The organism is Hydrocarboniphaga sp. (assembly GCF_965279055.1).
GTDB lineage: Bacteria > Pseudomonadota > Gammaproteobacteria > Nevskiales > Nevskiaceae > Hydrocarboniphaga.
The window spans coordinates 2,209,417-2,222,926 of the sequence record NZ_OZ257125.1; the positions used below are offsets into that span (position 1 = coordinate 2,209,417).

At 65.6% G+C, this 13,510-nt stretch carries 18 protein-coding genes; 10 read left to right on the forward strand and 8 right to left on the reverse strand.

Translation table 11 applies throughout. From position 1 onward, the window contains the following. Window positions 1-14: 14 nt before the first annotated feature. From fabF to rrtA, 5 genes are all read right to left on the reverse strand, one after another. Window positions 15-1,259 carry a beta-ketoacyl-ACP synthase II gene (gene fabF, locus ACQZF9_RS09890; RefSeq protein ID WP_428313067.1) on the reverse strand — a complete coding sequence of 415 codons (1,245 nt, stop codon included), beginning with the start codon at window positions 1,257-1,259 and terminating at the stop codon, window positions 15-17. Window positions 1,260-1,294: 35 nt separating this feature from the next. After that, the gene (gene acpP, locus ACQZF9_RS09895) at window positions 1,295-1,540 is read right to left on the reverse strand and encodes an acyl carrier protein (RefSeq protein ID WP_072897695.1); all 246 of its coding nucleotides are present in this window, start codon (window positions 1,538-1,540) and stop codon (window positions 1,295-1,297) included. A gap of 96 nt (window positions 1,541-1,636) precedes the next feature. Next, window positions 1,637-2,374, reverse strand: coding sequence for a 3-oxoacyl-ACP reductase FabG (gene fabG, locus ACQZF9_RS09900; protein WP_428313068.1), 738 nt, complete (start codon window positions 2,372-2,374; stop codon window positions 1,637-1,639). 35 nt (window positions 2,375-2,409) lie between these two features. Further along, the gene (fabD, locus tag ACQZF9_RS09905) at window positions 2,410-3,339 is read right to left on the reverse strand and encodes an ACP S-malonyltransferase (protein ID WP_428313069.1); all 930 of its coding nucleotides are present in this window, start codon (window positions 3,337-3,339) and stop codon (window positions 2,410-2,412) included. 40 nt (window positions 3,340-3,379) lie between these two features. Further along, complete coding sequence (gene rrtA, locus ACQZF9_RS09910; protein ID WP_428313404.1) at window positions 3,380-3,955, reverse strand: rhombosortase; 576 nt, start codon at window positions 3,953-3,955, stop codon at window positions 3,380-3,382. A gap of 207 nt (window positions 3,956-4,162) precedes the next feature. Here rrtA and gspG point away from each other — a divergent pair, with 207 nt between their 5' ends. From gspG to mnmA, 10 genes are all read left to right on the forward strand, one after another. Beyond that, window positions 4,163-4,555, forward strand: coding sequence for a type II secretion system major pseudopilin GspG (gene gspG / locus ACQZF9_RS09915; RefSeq protein ID WP_428313405.1), 393 nt, complete (start codon window positions 4,163-4,165; stop codon window positions 4,553-4,555). Window positions 4,556-4,756: 201 nt separating this feature from the next. Then, entirely contained in the window at window positions 4,757-5,332 is a 576-nt protein-coding gene (locus tag ACQZF9_RS09920; protein WP_428313070.1) for a prepilin-type N-terminal cleavage/methylation domain-containing protein, read from the forward strand. Beyond that, on the forward strand, window positions 5,329-5,724 hold the full coding sequence (gene gspI, locus ACQZF9_RS09925; protein WP_428313071.1) for a type II secretion system minor pseudopilin GspI: 396 nt from the start codon (window positions 5,329-5,331) through the stop codon (window positions 5,722-5,724). Before ACQZF9_RS09920 ends, gspI begins: the two co-directional genes overlap by 4 nt. Further along, entirely contained in the window at window positions 5,721-6,488 is a 768-nt protein-coding gene (gspJ, locus tag ACQZF9_RS09930) for a type II secretion system minor pseudopilin GspJ (protein WP_428313072.1), read from the forward strand. The genes gspI and gspJ overlap by 4 nt, the downstream gene beginning before the upstream one ends. Beyond that, window positions 6,478-7,452, forward strand: a complete 975-nt coding sequence (gene gspK, locus ACQZF9_RS09935) for a type II secretion system minor pseudopilin GspK (protein WP_428313073.1) — start codon at window positions 6,478-6,480, stop codon at window positions 7,450-7,452. Before gspJ ends, gspK begins: the two co-directional genes overlap by 11 nt. Before the next feature lie 20 nt (window positions 7,453-7,472). Beyond that, the gene (gene gspL / locus ACQZF9_RS09940; RefSeq protein ID WP_428313074.1) at window positions 7,473-8,696 is read left to right on the forward strand and encodes a type II secretion system protein GspL; all 1,224 of its coding nucleotides are present in this window, start codon (window positions 7,473-7,475) and stop codon (window positions 8,694-8,696) included. Next, window positions 8,696-9,217 carry a type II secretion system protein GspM gene (gene gspM / locus ACQZF9_RS09945; protein WP_428313075.1) on the forward strand — a complete coding sequence of 174 codons (522 nt, stop codon included), beginning with the start codon at window positions 8,696-8,698 and terminating at the stop codon, window positions 9,215-9,217. The genes gspL and gspM overlap by 1 nt, the downstream gene beginning before the upstream one ends. 2 nt (window positions 9,218-9,219) lie before the next feature. Beyond that, the gene (locus ACQZF9_RS09950) at window positions 9,220-10,032 is read left to right on the forward strand and encodes a type II secretion system protein N (protein WP_428313076.1); all 813 of its coding nucleotides are present in this window, start codon (window positions 9,220-9,222) and stop codon (window positions 10,030-10,032) included. Next, window positions 10,016-10,486, forward strand: a complete 471-nt coding sequence (locus tag ACQZF9_RS09955) for an NUDIX hydrolase (RefSeq protein ID WP_428313077.1) — start codon at window positions 10,016-10,018, stop codon at window positions 10,484-10,486. Before ACQZF9_RS09950 ends, ACQZF9_RS09955 begins: the two co-directional genes overlap by 17 nt. A 10-nt stretch (window positions 10,487-10,496) precedes the next feature. Next, window positions 10,497-11,585 (forward strand): tRNA 2-thiouridine(34) synthase MnmA, encoded by a 1,089-nt coding sequence (mnmA, locus tag ACQZF9_RS09960; protein WP_428313078.1) that lies wholly within the window; start codon window positions 10,497-10,499, stop codon window positions 11,583-11,585. Between the two features lie 95 nt (window positions 11,586-11,680). Here mnmA and ACQZF9_RS09965 read toward each other — a convergent pair whose 3' ends face one another. The 3 genes from ACQZF9_RS09965 to ACQZF9_RS09975 form a co-directional block, all read right to left on the reverse strand. After that, entirely contained in the window at window positions 11,681-12,874 is a 1,194-nt protein-coding gene (locus tag ACQZF9_RS09965; RefSeq protein WP_428313079.1) for a hypothetical protein, read from the reverse strand. Then, window positions 12,867-13,157, reverse strand: coding sequence for a LapA family protein (locus ACQZF9_RS09970; protein ID WP_428313080.1), 291 nt, complete (start codon window positions 13,155-13,157; stop codon window positions 12,867-12,869). The genes ACQZF9_RS09965 and ACQZF9_RS09970 overlap by 8 nt, the downstream gene beginning before the upstream one ends. Window positions 13,158-13,218: 61 nt before the next feature. Further along, on the reverse strand, window positions 13,219-13,509 hold the full coding sequence (locus ACQZF9_RS09975) for an integration host factor subunit beta (protein ID WP_428313081.1): 291 nt from the start codon (window positions 13,507-13,509) through the stop codon (window positions 13,219-13,221). Window position 13,510 lies beyond the last annotated feature (1 nt).

The following is a 13,510-nucleotide window of genomic DNA, read 5'->3' on the forward strand; positions in this document are numbered from 1 at the left end:
GCGCCGGCGCGCGGCTACTTCAGGCGCGCGAACGCGAGCGTGCCGTTGGTGCCGCCGAATCCGAAGGAGTTGGAGAGCGCGAGATCGATCCTGGCCTCGCGTGCCTTGTGCGGCACGTAGTCCAGATCGCAGCCTTCGCTGGGATTGTCCAGGTTGATCGTCGGCGGCAGGATGTTGTCGCGCATTGCCAGGATGCAGAACACCGCTTCGATCCCGCCCGCCGCGCCGAGCAGATGCCCGGTCATGGACTTGGTGGAACTCACCGCGACCTTCGATGCGTGGGCGCCGAGCGCGTCCTTCATCGCCACGGTTTCGGCGAGATCGCCGGCCGGTGTCGAGGTGCCGTGGGCGTTGACGTAATCGACCTGCTCGGGATTGATGCCGGCATCGCGCATCGCGTTCTGCATCGCACGGCGCGCGCCATTGCCATCGGCCGGCGGCAGCGTGATGTGCGAGGCGTCCGACGACATGCCGAAGCCGACCAGTTCTGCGTGTATGCGAGCGCCGCGAGCTTTCGCGTGCTCATATTCTTCCAGCACCAGCACGCCAGCACCGTCACCGAGGACGAAGCCGTCGCGATCCTTGTCCCAGGGCCGCGAGGCCCGGGTCGGATCTTCATTGCGCGTCGACAGCGCGCGTGCCTGGCAGAAGCCCGCCATGCCCGCCGGAGCGCTGCCCGCTTCGGCACCGCCGGCGATGATCACGTCGGCGTCGCCGCACTGGATCAGACGCATGCCGACGCCGATGGAATGAGCGGCCGTGGTACAGGCCGACACGGTGGCGAAGCTCGGGCCGGTCAGACCGAGATCGATCGACACGTAACCCGCCACCATGTTGATGATCGAAGCCGGCACAAAAAACGGCGAGACGCGGCCCGGCCCTTTTTCGTGCAGCTTCCTGCACTCCTCTTCGATAAAGCCGATGCCGCCGATGCCCGAACCGACGAGCACGCCGATACGGTCACGATTGGCGTCGGTGACCTCCAGCCCGGAATCGCGCAGCGCCTGTTTGGACGCGGCGACGCCGTAATGGATGAAAGGATCGGTTTTGCGTAGCTCCTTCGGGCCCATCCATTCCGTGGCGACGAAGTCGTCCGACACCGTGCCCGCAAAGCGGGTGGTGAAAGCCGACATGTCGTAGGAAGTGACGTTCCGGATGCCGGACTTGCCGGCAACGATGGAAGCCCATGCAGCATCGAGACTGGAACCGACGGGCGAGACAATGCCCATGCCGGTGACGACAACGCGTCTGCGGCTCATGCGATCTTTTATCTTTGAGGAGAGTTCAGCGCGGCTTACGCCTGCTGATTGGTGTGCGACCGGATGTAGTTGAGGACGTCCTGGAACGTCACGATCTTCTCGGCTTCCTCGTCGGGAATGTCGATCTCGAACTCTTCTTCAAGAGCCATGACGAGTTCGACGGTGTCGAGCGAATCGGCCCCCAGATCTTCGACGAACGAAGCGCCGGGCGTGATCTGATCCTCCGCGACCGACAGCTGTTCCGCGATGATTTTCTTGACCTTTTCTTCCAAGCTGCTCATGAACACTCCCTCTCTGGGGTCTGAAGTAACAAGTTGATAAATCTAGCCTAGTGTACGGGATGCGGCGCAACGCTAGCTACCGAGGCAGCGCGCATTCTACGCCATCAACATGCCGCCGTTAACGTGAAGCGTATGGCCGGTGATGTAGCCGGACTCGGTTGAAGCAAGAAACGCGACAGCGGACGCCACTTCTTCCACAGCGCCGAGGCGCGGCACCAGCACGCGCTCCAGCAGCTTGGTCTTGACGTCCTCGGGCAGGTTGCGCGTCATGTCGGTCTCGATGAAGCCGGGTGCGACCACGTTGACGGTGACGTTGCGGCTGCCGAGTTCGCCGGCGAGGCTCTTGCTCAGGCCGGTCAGGCCGGCCTTGGCGGCAGCGTAGTTGGACTGGCCGAAGTTGCCCATCGTGCCGACCACCGAGCCGATGTTGATGATGCGGCCGAAGCGCTGCTTCATCATGCCGCGCATCACCAGCTTGCACATGCGGAACACCGATGTCAGGTTGGTATCGATGACCGCTTCCCAGTCTTCGTCCTTGAGCCGCAGCGCGATCATGTCGCGGGTGATGCCGGCATTGTTGACCAGCACCGTGATCGGACCGACCGTTTTTTCCACTTCCGATACGAGCGCGCTGCAGGCCGCCGCATCGCGCACATCGAGCGCGCGGCCGCTACCGCCCAGCGGCGCCAGCCAGGCGTCGATGGACTGCGCGCCGGACTCGTTGGTGGCCGTACCGACCACCTTCATGCCCTCGGCGGCGAGACGCTCGGCGATCGCGCGGCCGATGCCGCGGCTGGCGCCGGTGACCAGCGCTACGTTTGTGTCGAACTTCATATTGCTTTCCTTGTTCGTTGTGGCGAAGCGGCGCGCTAGCTGCGCGCCAGCGTCAGCGCCGCCGCCAGGTTCGCCGGATCCTCGAGCGCCAGCGACTGCGCGCCGTCGACGATGCGCTTGTTCAGGCCACTCAGCACCGAACCCTGACCACATTCCAGAAACGCGGCTATGCCGTCGCCATGCAGCTGGCGGATGGTCTGCGTCCAGCGCACCGGACGATACAGCTGTTGCTTGAGCGCCTGACGGATCGCGTCCGGCGTGGCGTGAGACTTCGCGTCCAGATTATGGAAGACCGCGATGGCAGGCGGTTGAACGGACGTTTGATCAAGCCGCTCGGCGAGCTGTTCGGCAGCGCCGCGCATCAGCGAGCAATGCGAAGGCACCGATACCGGCAGGCGCTTGATCAGCTTGGCGCCATGCGCCTTGCCATTGGCCTGCAACCAGTCCAGCGCCGCGGTTTCGCCGGCGACCACGACCTGCCCCGGCGAGTTGAAGTTGACCGGCTCCAGCACGCCGCTGCCCGGATAGAGCTTGCACAGCGCTTCGATCTTGTCGTCGTCGAGCCCAAGCACCGCGGCCATGCCGCCGCTGCCTTCCGGAACCGCGGCCTGCATCAGCTGGCCGCGCAGTTCCACCAGCTTCAGCGCATCGGCGAACTTGAGGCTGCCTGCGGCGACCAGCGCGGTGTACTCACCGAGGCTGTGCCCGGCCAGCGCCGCCGGAGACGGCGGCGCCTGCCGGCTCCATGCACGCCACAGCGCGATGCCCGCCGCAAGCAGCGCCGGCTGCGTGCGCTCGGTACGATTCAGTTCCTCGGCCGGGCCTTCCATCACCAGCTTGTAGACGTCCCAGCCGAGCACCTCGGAGGCCTCGCGGAAGGTCGGCTCGATCTCGCTGGCGGCGTGCTTGCCGAGCATGCCGACCGCCTGCGAACCCTGGCCTGGAAACAACAACGCGTACTTCATCTCGTATCGCTCTCCCTAAGCGGCATCGATGCCGCGATACCTAATTCTGTTCCCGGACGCTGGCGCTGCGGGTGGTGCCGCGCTCGGCACCGCCACGCCAGTTGCCAAATATCGAAGCGTACGCGAACGCGGCCAGCGCGCCGAAAAAATGCGAATCGGTAATCACCGAGCCGCCAATCGCGGCCTCGTCCGAGACCGGCGCGCCGGCAAACTGCTCGTAGCCCAGTTTGCCGAGCAAAAAAATCAGACAGCCCATGCTGACCAGATCGCGCCGCCTGACCTGCGGCAGCAGGCCGAGCACGAACAGGCCGTGAATCACCCCGGACATGCCGACATAGTTTTGCAGCCGCGGCACGAAGGCATACAGGCACAGCGCCATCGCCAGACCGATCAGCAGCACCCGCCGTGCCAGCACCGCAAAGCTCAGCCGTTCGGGGCACAACAGCACCAGCACGATCAGGCCCAGCTCGTTCAGGAACAGGTGATACCAGCCCAGGTGGACGAAGTTGCCGGTCTCCAGCCGCCACCACTGCCCCGCCGCAATGGCGCCGCGCTCGAAGCACAGCAGATCGCGCAGCCAATCCCCCCCGAGTTCCGTGATCAGCAGCAGCAACATCAGTGCCACAGGAGCCCGCCATACTGCGAGCGTGAACAAGCCGGGCTCAGCGTTGTCAGTAGCCTTTGCTATCATCCCTGGCTATCTCTGGCGACCTGAACGGCACACCATCCCATGCGCAACATCTATCGGCCGCGCCTCAGCGCGGCCACGGCCCTGAACACCTCGATCCCGGCGCATTCGCGCGGCTTTACGCTGATCGAGATCATGGTCGTCGTCGTCATCCTCGGCATTCTGGCGGCAGTCGTGGTGCCGCGCATTATGAACAGACCCGACGATGCCCGCATCGCCAAGGCCAAGCAGGACGTGCGCGTGCTCGAGTCCTCTTTGAACCTGTACAAGCTCGACAACTTCGTCTACCCGACCACGCAGCAGGGCCTGGAAGCGCTGGTGGCGCCGCCGTCCGGCGAGCCGCAGGCGAAGAACTGGAAGCAGGGCGGCTATGTCGCCAAGCTGCCCAACGATCCCTGGGGCAATCCCTACCAGTACCTGTCGCCGGGCGTGAAAGGCGAGATCGATATCTTTTCGCTCGGCGCAGACAACCGCCCGGGTGGCGACGGCGCCAATGCCGACATCGGCAACTGGAATCTGGGCGGGTGAGAAAACGCGCTTTGAAGCCGAAGGCTTCAGCGTTTTGGAACGCCTGGCCACGGATGGCCAGGCCGGGGCTCATTGACCGCGCCAATGTCGCGCCATGGATGGCGATCAACCCGGCTGCCAGCCCGCACTGATCGGCCGATGCCGCCAACATTCGCGTCTGCGAGCCGTGTCCGATCGCCGCATGCATCCGATGGCTTCACCTTGATCGAAGTCATGGTGGTGATGGTCATCGTCGGCATCCTGGCGAGTTTCGTCAGCCTGTCGATCGGCAATCGCACCAACGAAGACCGGCTGCAGGCCGAGTCCAAGCGCCTGCAGCAACTGATCCTGTTCGCCGCCGAGCAGGCGCAGATCCAGGGCGTCGAGATCGGCCTGCGCACCACCAGCGATGGCTTCGAATTTCTCAGCATGGACAACAACGGCCTGTGGCAGCCGATCGACGACGGCACGCTGCGGCCGCGTGAGATCGCCCAGCCGTTCTATCTGGAACTCACCGTCGAAGGTCAGAAGGTCAAGCCAGTCGAGGTCAATCGCGCCGAGGAGCGCAAGCAGAAGGAAGCCGACGACAAGAAGAAAGATCCCGGCGAAGACAGCCAGCTGCATCTGGAAAATGACAAGCCGAAGAACCGGCCGCAGCCGCAGGTCTTCCTGCTGTCCAGCGGCGATGCCAGCGCGTTCCAGCTCGATCTGCGGCTGAAGAATTATCCCGGCTTCTATCGCCTCGACTGCGACGTGCTGAGCCGCTGCACGATGGCGCGGCAGCAGGCCGGCAAATGAGCCCTCGCCCGCCACGCCGCGCGCGCGGCTTCACCCTGGTCGAAGTGCTGGTCGCCGTCGCGGTGCTGGCGATGGCGCTCGGCGCGGTGATCTCCGGCATGGCGCGCTTCACCAGCAACGCGGCCTACCTGCGGCAGAAGACCATCGCAGTCTGGGTTGCGCACAATCGTCTGACCGAAATCGCGCTGCAGCCGACCTGGCCGGATCTGGGCAAGTCCAATGGCGAGGCCGAAATGGCCGGGGTCAAATGGCGCTGGAAAGCCGAAGTCAAAAAGACCGACGACGACAACCTGCGCCGCATCGATCTGGACGTGATGGCGCCGGACGACAGACGCGGCAACAGCAACAACAACGCGATCCTGGCATCCGTGTCGAGCTTCGTCAGCAAATGAGTACGCGCCGCCATCAAGGCTTCACGCTGATCGAGATCATCCTGGTGGTGCTGATCTTCGGCATCATGTCGGCGATGGCTTACGGCGGCCTCAACAGCGTGCTGAAGACGCGCACCGCGGTCGAGGCTTCGATCGAGCGCACCGCCGATCTGCAGCGCGCCTACATGCGCATGCGCAACGACTTCCAGAACCTGGCGCTGCGGCCGATCCGCGACAACTTCGGCGACACCCAGCCGGCGCTGGTCGGCTCGCGCGACAACATCGTCGAGTTCACCCGCGGCGGCTGGCGCAATCCGCTGTATCTGCCGCGCAGCAGCTTCGAGCGCGTGGTCTACCGGCTCGCTTCCGACAAGAAACTGGAGCGCGCCAGCTATCGCGTGCTCGACCGCGCGCAGGACACGCAGCCGGCGCGCGTGGTGCTGCTGGACAAGGTCGAGGACTTCAAGCTGCGCTACATGGACAGCGAGCGCGAATGGGTCACCGAATGGTCGGCCAACAGCAATCGCGACCAGCAGCCGAACGAGGCCACGCAGACCGGCGCGTCCAGCGCCGCCAAGCCGCCGTTGGCGATCGAGCTGACCCTGGTGACCAAGGACATGGGCGAGCTGCGCTTCGTGTTCAAGCCGGGCTCGCAGCCGGCGCCGGCTGCGGCGAACCTGCCGCCACCCGGAAGCAAGACGACACCGGGCGGCGGTTCCAACGGCAACGACGACGACAACGATCTGCCGGTCGCACCGGCACCGCCCGACCCCGATGCAGAATAAGCGCATCAACACCGCACCGCCGCAGCGCCAGCGCGGCATCGCGCTGATCACCGCGATCCTGGTGGTGTCGATCGCGGTGATCGCCGCCACCGCGGTGCTGTCGGCCGGCAGCCTGGCGATACAGCGCACCGCGACGCTGCAGGAAACCGAGAAGGCCTGGTGGTATGCGATCGGCGTCGAGGCCTGGGTCAAGACCATCCTTCAGCGCGACGCCAAGGAGAACAAGTACGACGCGCTGACCGACATCTGGGCGATGCCGGTCGATGCGCTGCCGATCGAAAACGGCGTGCTCGCCGGTCGCATCGTCGACGAGGCCGGCCGCTTCAACTTAAACAACTTCGGCGTCACCGACGTCGCTGTGCGCAAGGAATGGCTGGACATCTTCACGAGGCTGTTCGAGCAGCTCAAGCTCGACGCCTCTCTGGCGCGGCCGCTGTCGGAGGCGATCACCGACTGGATCGACGCTGATCAGAACCCTACGCCCTACGACGGCGCCGAGGACAACGAATACCTGTCGATCCGTGCGCCGGGGACGCCCTATCGCACCGCCAACCGGCTGATGCAGAGCATCACCGAACTGATGGCGGTCAAGGGCATCAACAAGGACATCTATGCGGCGCTGTTGCCATACGTCAGCGCACTGCCGACCACCGACGTGAAGATCAACGTCAACACCGCGCCTGAGGCGCTGGTACGCGCGCTGGTCGACAAACCATCGACCGAGATGGAGCAGTTCCTGCGCGAACGCGCTCAGAAACCGGCGGAAACCGACGGCGAACTGGCGACCAAGGGCATCATCGTCGGCCAGGGTGCCGGTGCCGGCCGCTACAGCGTCAGCAGCTCGTACTTCCAGCTACGTGCCGATGCGACCATCGGCAGCTCGCATGTGGCAATATACAGCCTGTTTTACCGCCCTTCGCAGGGCGAGCCCGTGGTGCTGGCCCGCAGCACCGACAGCGAATAAACCTCTCCAGAAACGACCGCGTGCGCGAAATCTTCTACATTCGCCTGCCCTCAGGCGTGCCCGCCGATGCGATCGGCGAAGCCGTGGTCGGCTATGGCATTGCGGCCGGCGACCACAGCGGCGTGATCGGCGTGAGCCAAGCGCCGCTGAACCTGGTGCTGGATCGCGTCGGCGGCCGTCGCATCGTCGTCATCGTGCCCGGCGCCGACGTGCGCCTGGCCTCGGTCAACGTACCGGCGCGCCAGGCGGCCAAGGTGCTCGCCGCCGCGCCGTACCAGCTCGAAGACCAGCTCGCCGACGACGTCGACACGCTGCACTTCGCGCTCGGCGCGCGCCAGCTCGACGGCAGCTGGCCGGTGGCGGTGGTGACGCGCGCGCTGGTCGACGGCTGGCTGGCGCCGTTCCATGCGCGCGGCCTCAACCCGGAAGGCTTGTATCCGGAATCGCTGGCGCTGCCCTGGGAGCCGGACGCGACGCGCTGGAGTGCACTGATCGAGGCCGGCCAGGTGATCGTGCGCAGCGGCGCCTATGCCGGCTTCTGTTGCGCGCCGGAAGATCTGGTTACCTATCTGCAACTGGCCGACCCGGAAAAATTGCGAGCGCTGCGCCTGCTGATCCTGGCCGACGCGGGCCTCGACTACAGCCGCATCGACTGGCCGCTGGAACTGATGCCCGGCTACGCCAGCGCGCTCGACGCCTACAGCCGCCATCTGCAGCCGGGCTTAAGCATCAACCTGCTGCAGGGCGCGTATTCGCTGAGCCAGGACTATCAGCGCCACTGGAAGCCCTGGCGTGCGGCGGCGCTGCTGGCCGGTGCCTGCCTGCTGCTGGGCGCGGCGATCTATGGCGTGCAGACCGCCGAGCTGTCGCGCGAAATCGCCGCACAGGACGAGGCCAACCTCGCCCGCTTTCACGAGCTGTTCCCGGCGGAGACGCGCATCGTCGATCTCGGCGCGCAGATCGATCAGCAGATCCGCGCGCTCAAGGGCAGCGGCAACAGCGGCGGCGTGTTCGTGCTGCTGGAGACGCTATCGCAGGCGCTCGGCGCCAATCAGGGCCTGAAAGTGCAGAACCTGCAGTACCGCGAAGGCTCCTTGTACCTGGCGATGCGTGCCAGCGATCTGCAGGTGGTCGAGCGCTTGCGCGAATGGTTTTCGACGCAGCGTGCCACCGCACTGGAAGTGCAGTCCGCCGATGCCAGCAGTGAAGGTGTGCAGGTTCGCCTGAAATTGAGCCCGGTCTGATGGCCCATCCCGCAATCCAGAAACTCACCGACGAAGCGCGCAGCCGCTACATCAAGCTGGCGCCGCGCGAGCGCGTGATCGTCATCGTCGGCAGCATCGTCGTCGTGCTGACCGTGATCTATCTCGGCATTATCGAGCCGGTTTCGACTGCGCATGCCAACCGCATCAGTGCGCTGGCCTCGTCGCGCGCGCTGGCGACACAGCTCGAAGTCGCGGCCGCCGCCGTTGCCAGCGCCGGCCCCAAGAGCGGCGCCGCGCAGGCCGGCCGCGGCATGTCGCTGCTGGCGGCGATCGACCAGTCGACGCGCGCCGGCACCCTGGCCAAGCCGCCGGCAAGCCTGCAGCCCGAGGGCGATCACGAGGTGAAAGTTCGCTTCGAAGAGGTGCCGTTCGACAGCCTGGTGCGCTGGCTCGCCGAACTGCAGACCCAGTACGGCGTCAGCGTGCAGCAGCTGGACGTCGAATCGCAAAGTGGCGCCGGGCTGGTCAACGTGCGCCTGTCACTGAACCGCGCCGGCTGATCATGAAGACTCGTTGGCTGATCGTTCTGTGCGTGCTGGTGTTCTTCTACACGCTGATCACGCGCGCGCCGCTGGCGGTGGTCTACGGCCACCTGAGCAAGGGCGAAAACGAGGTGGTGCTGTCCGGCATCGAGGGCACCCTGCGCGAAGGCAGCGCCTCCGGCCTGATCGTGCACAACCAGACCGCGGTGCGCGATCTGCACTGGACGATGAAGCCCTGGCTGCTGCTGATCGGCCGCGCCGGCTTTCACGTCAGCGGCACCGGCGACGGCGTGCTGCTCGACGGCGATGTCGCGCAGACCCTGCTCGGCAACACGCTGATCCAGGATTTCCGCGCCAGCGGATCGGTGAAACCGCTGCTGGCCGCGTTCAAGATGTTTTTGCCGATCGACGGCATGCTCGGGCTCGAGGCCTCCAAGCTGGTATTGAAGAACGGCCTGCCGACCAGCGCGCAGGGCCGCATCGAACTCAATGGCCTGGCGTGGAAACTCGGCCGCGAGCCGATGTCGCTGGGCGATTTCGTCGCTGATGTCGCGCCCACCGACAAGGGCCTCGCCGCGGTAGTCAAGACCACGCGTGGCCCGCTCGACGTCAGCGGCGACGCGCAGCTGCTCGCCGACGAAAGTTACGAAATGCATCTGCAGATCAAGGCCAAGGCCGAGGCGCCGCAGCCGCTGGTCAACATGCTCGCCGGCCTCGGCGCGCCCGACAACCAGGGCTACTACCACATCCGCCGCAAGGGCCAGCTCGCCTCGCCCGCCGCACCGGTGGTACAGGCCGTCGAGAAGGCTTCAGCCGATGCCGGCGACGAATAAGGACTGGAGCCCGCACATCGTCGTCGCGACGATCGTCGAGCGTGACGGCCGCTTCCTGCTGATCGAAGAGCGCATCAATGGCGCGCTGGTGCTGAATCAACCCGCGGGCCACTGGGAACCGGGTGAAACGCTGATCGAGGCGGCGCGCCGCGAAACCCTGGAAGAAGCCGGCTGGGACGTCGAGCCCACGCATCTGCTCGGCATCTACGAATGGCAGCCGCAGAGCTTGAGTTATCCGTTCGTGCGCTTCGCGTTCGCCGCCACCGCGCTGCGCCATCATCCGGATCGCCAACTCGATGATGGCATCGAACGCGCGGTGTGGATGACGCCGGACGAAATCCTGCAGGCCGAGCCGCGCTGGCGCAGCCCATCGGTGCAGACCTGCATCGCCGACTACCAGGCCGGCGTCCGCTACCCGCTGGAACTGATCCAGCATCTCGCGCCATCGCGCTGAGCGGCTTGCGATGAGCGGCAATGGTGCGCATGTCGTCGTCGGCCTGTCCGGCGGTGTCGATTCGGCAGTCAGCGCGTATTTGCTGAAGGAACAGGGCTATCGGGTCAGCGGCCTGTTCATGGTCAACTGGACCGAGGACGAGCAAGGCTATTGCAGCTCGGCAGACGATTTCCAGGACGCGCGAGCCGTCTGCGAAGAACTCGACATTCCGCTGCATCGCGTCGATTTCTCTGCCGAATACCGCGAGCGGGTGTTCCGGCATTTTCTTGCCGACTACGCCGCCGGCAAGACGCCGAATCCGGATCTGCTGTGCAATCGCGAAGTGAAGTTCCAGCCGTTCCGCGAGCATGCGCTGCGGCTCGGCGCGGACTTCGTCGCCACCGGCCACTACGCGCAGCTGTCGCACCAGGCCGACGGCCCTCACCTGCTGCGCTCGGTGACCGAAGACAAGGATCAGACTTATTTTCTGGCGCTGGTCGCACGCGCACAGTTCGAGCGCGTGCTGTTCCCGATCGGGGGACTGACCAAGCCGCAGGTACGCGAGATCGCCTCGAAAGCCGGCCTGCCGAATCACCGCAAGAAGGATTCGACCGGCATCTGCTTTGTCGGCGAACGCGAATTCCGCGGCTTTCTGCAGCACTATCTGAAGCCCGATCCGGGTGCGATCCTCGACGATCGTGGTGCCAGGATCGGCGAGCATCAGGGCCTGATGTATTACACGCTGGGCCAGCGCCGCGGTCTCAACATCGGTGGGGTGCGTGGCGCGCGCGATGCGCCCTGGTACGTCGTCGCCAAGCGCGCCGGGGACAAGGCACTCATCGTCAGCCAGGATGCGCAGCATCCGCTGCTGATGAGCAATGCGCTGACGACGCTGCCGTTCGAGTGGATACGCCGGCCCGAGCCTTTGCCTTCGCGCCTGCAGGCGCGCATTCGTCATCGGCAAAAGCTGCAGGATTGCGCGGCAGAAATGCTGCCGGATGGTCGCGTGCTGGTTCGCTTCGAACAGGCGCAGCGCGCAGTTTCGCCGGGGCAGTACTGCGTGCTTTACGGCGGCGAGGAATGCCTGGGCGGCGGCGAGATCGAGTCGGCGCAAGCGTAATCGCGTCTACTGTAGGAGCGGATCCCATCCGCGACTCGACACTGCCAGATTGCAGTCGCGGATAGGATCCGCTCCTACATTGCCGGCAAGTATTGCTAGACCTTCACCGGCGTCAGCCGGTCATCCGCCGGCACCACGCTGCCCCAGGTCTTGCACGACGGGCATTGCCAGAACAGCAGGCCGGGCGCGAGGCCGCAGCTGGTGCAGCGGTAGCGCGTGCGGCTGGCGGCGGCGATACGCAGCGCCTCGCGCAGAGTGTTCATCGCCAGCGCCATGGACTCGTCCTGCGGCGGCTCGATCGCCTGCAGCAGTTGTTCGAGCAGCGCCCAGCGCGGATTGGCGGCGAAGGATTCGGCGAGAAAACGCGCCGGATTGCTGCCGCTTTCCTTCAGCAGCCGCGCCTGCGCCAGCACGCTGACGCTGACCGTGTCTTCGGCGTCCAGCTCCTGCAGGAATTCGAGGAATTCCGGCAACTGGTGTTCGGCCTCGGAACAGCGCAGCAGTGGCTCGACGATCTCCGGGATGTAGCGCAGATCCTGCTCGGGCACCCGGCGCAGCGCCTTGATCGCGCCGAGGCGGTCGCCGGCCTGCTCGAGCAGCGAGCCGAGCAGCAGGTTGGCGCGCACACAGCCGCCATCCTCATCGAGTGCGCGCCATGACAGGCGTTGCGCTTCCTCGACATTCTTGGCGCGACGCGCCTCGTCGGCGAGCTCGCAGTAGTACTGCGCGGTGATCGCCTGGCGCGGTTGCGCGGCCACCGCCTGCAGGCGCCGGCTGGCGTCGATCGCACGGCGCCATTCGTGGCTCTGCTCGTGTATCGACACCAGCGATTCCAGCGCCGAGGTCACGTGCAGGCCGCGCTGGCTGAGCTGCTCGAACAGCTGCTCGGCGCGATCGATCATGCCGGCCTTGAGGTAATCCAGCGCCAGCTCGTAGCGCGCGCGATCGAACTGGTCCGGACGCAGCGGAGCGCGCTCGACCAGGGCCTCGTGCACGCGCAGCGCGCGGTCGACTTCGCCGCGCTTGCGGAACAGCGCGCCCAGGGTCAGGTGCAGCTCGATCGCCTGGCTATCGAATTCGCCGACCCGGAGCAGCGCGGCGAGTGCCTGGTCGGGATCGTCGTTGACCAGGCTGCTCATGCCGGCCATGGCCTCGGCAGTCGGCCGGTCATCGGCCGCACCGGGCATGGAGACACCGTTGCCGACGCCGCCGGGCCCTTTTCCGCGGATGTACCAGCCCAGGGCGATCCCGAGCGGCAGGATCAGCCAGGCGGCGACGCTGTCAGACATCCTTTAGCGGAATGTTGCGCAGGTTCTTCAGCTCGGCCTCGGCGTCGCGCAGCTGCTTGCGCAGGCGGCGCGCTTCGGCTTTCAGCGTGAGAATGCGGCCGCCGCAGATCAGCAGCGTCAGCAGCACGGCGATGAAGAAATCGGCCAGCACCAGCGCGATCAGCGGCAGCTCGATCTGGCCGGCGAGATAGTCGAAATGGATCGGCTGCGCATTGAAGTAGCCGACGGTCGCGCCGACGCAGAGCACCAGGACCAGCACGACGGTGACAAAGATCCGGTACACGATCAGAAATCCTTTTGAATGACGCGGCTGACGCCGGCGACAACGGCCGCAGAGGAAAAGCTTACTCCGAGGCGCTGTCGTTGACGCGCTCGCGCATTTCCTTGCCGGGCTTGAAGTGCGGCACGTGCTTGGCCGGGATCGTCACTGCCTCGCCGGTTTTCGGGTTGCGACCGACACGGCTGGGACGATGATGCAGCGCGAAGCTGCCAAAACCACGAATTTCGACACGGTCCTGCTTGGCCAGGGCCAGGCTGACGCGGTCGAGTATCAGTTTGACGGCCAGCTCCACATCCTTATGCATAAGGTGGGTCTGCCGTGCGGCCAGACGTTCAATCAGCTCCGACTTCGTCATA

Bases quoted from the DNA above. Each gene is read 5' to 3' on its own strand.
- ACQZF9_RS09965 (WP_428313079.1), bottom strand. From the start codon at position 12,874: ATGTCTGACAGCGTCGCCGCCTGGCTGATCCTGCCGCTCGGGATCGCC.
- gspG (WP_428313405.1), top strand. From the start codon at position 4,163: ATGGTCGTCGTCGTCATCCTCGGCATTCTGGCGGCAGTCGTGGTGCCG.
- acpP (WP_072897695.1), bottom strand. From the start codon at position 1,540: ATGAGCAGCTTGGAAGAAAAGGTCAAGAAAATCATCGCGGAACAGCTG.
- rrtA (WP_428313404.1), bottom strand. From the start codon at position 3,955: ATGTTGCTGCTGCTGATCACGGAACTCGGGGGGGATTGGCTGCGCGAT.
- ACQZF9_RS09950 (WP_428313076.1), top strand. From the start codon at position 9,220: ATGAAGACTCGTTGGCTGATCGTTCTGTGCGTGCTGGTGTTCTTCTAC.
- gspJ (WP_428313072.1), top strand. From the start codon at position 5,721: ATGAGTACGCGCCGCCATCAAGGCTTCACGCTGATCGAGATCATCCTG.
- gspI (WP_428313071.1), top strand. From the start codon at position 5,329: ATGAGCCCTCGCCCGCCACGCCGCGCGCGCGGCTTCACCCTGGTCGAA.
- fabD (WP_428313069.1), bottom strand. From the start codon at position 3,339: ATGAAGTACGCGTTGTTGTTTCCAGGCCAGGGTTCGCAGGCGGTCGGC.
- gspM (WP_428313075.1), top strand. From the start codon at position 8,696: ATGGCCCATCCCGCAATCCAGAAACTCACCGACGAAGCGCGCAGCCGC.
- ACQZF9_RS09975 (WP_428313081.1), bottom strand. From the start codon at position 13,509: ATGACGAAGTCGGAGCTGATTGAACGTCTGGCCGCACGGCAGACCCAC.
- fabG (WP_428313068.1), bottom strand. From the start codon at position 2,374: ATGAAGTTCGACACAAACGTAGCGCTGGTCACCGGCGCCAGCCGCGGC.
- mnmA (WP_428313078.1), top strand. From the start codon at position 10,497: ATGAGCGGCAATGGTGCGCATGTCGTCGTCGGCCTGTCCGGCGGTGTC.
- gspK (WP_428313073.1), top strand. From the start codon at position 6,478: ATGCAGAATAAGCGCATCAACACCGCACCGCCGCAGCGCCAGCGCGGC.
- fabF (WP_428313067.1), bottom strand. From the start codon at position 1,259: ATGAGCCGCAGACGCGTTGTCGTCACCGGCATGGGCATTGTCTCGCCC.
- ACQZF9_RS09955 (WP_428313077.1), top strand. From the start codon at position 10,016: ATGCCGGCGACGAATAAGGACTGGAGCCCGCACATCGTCGTCGCGACG.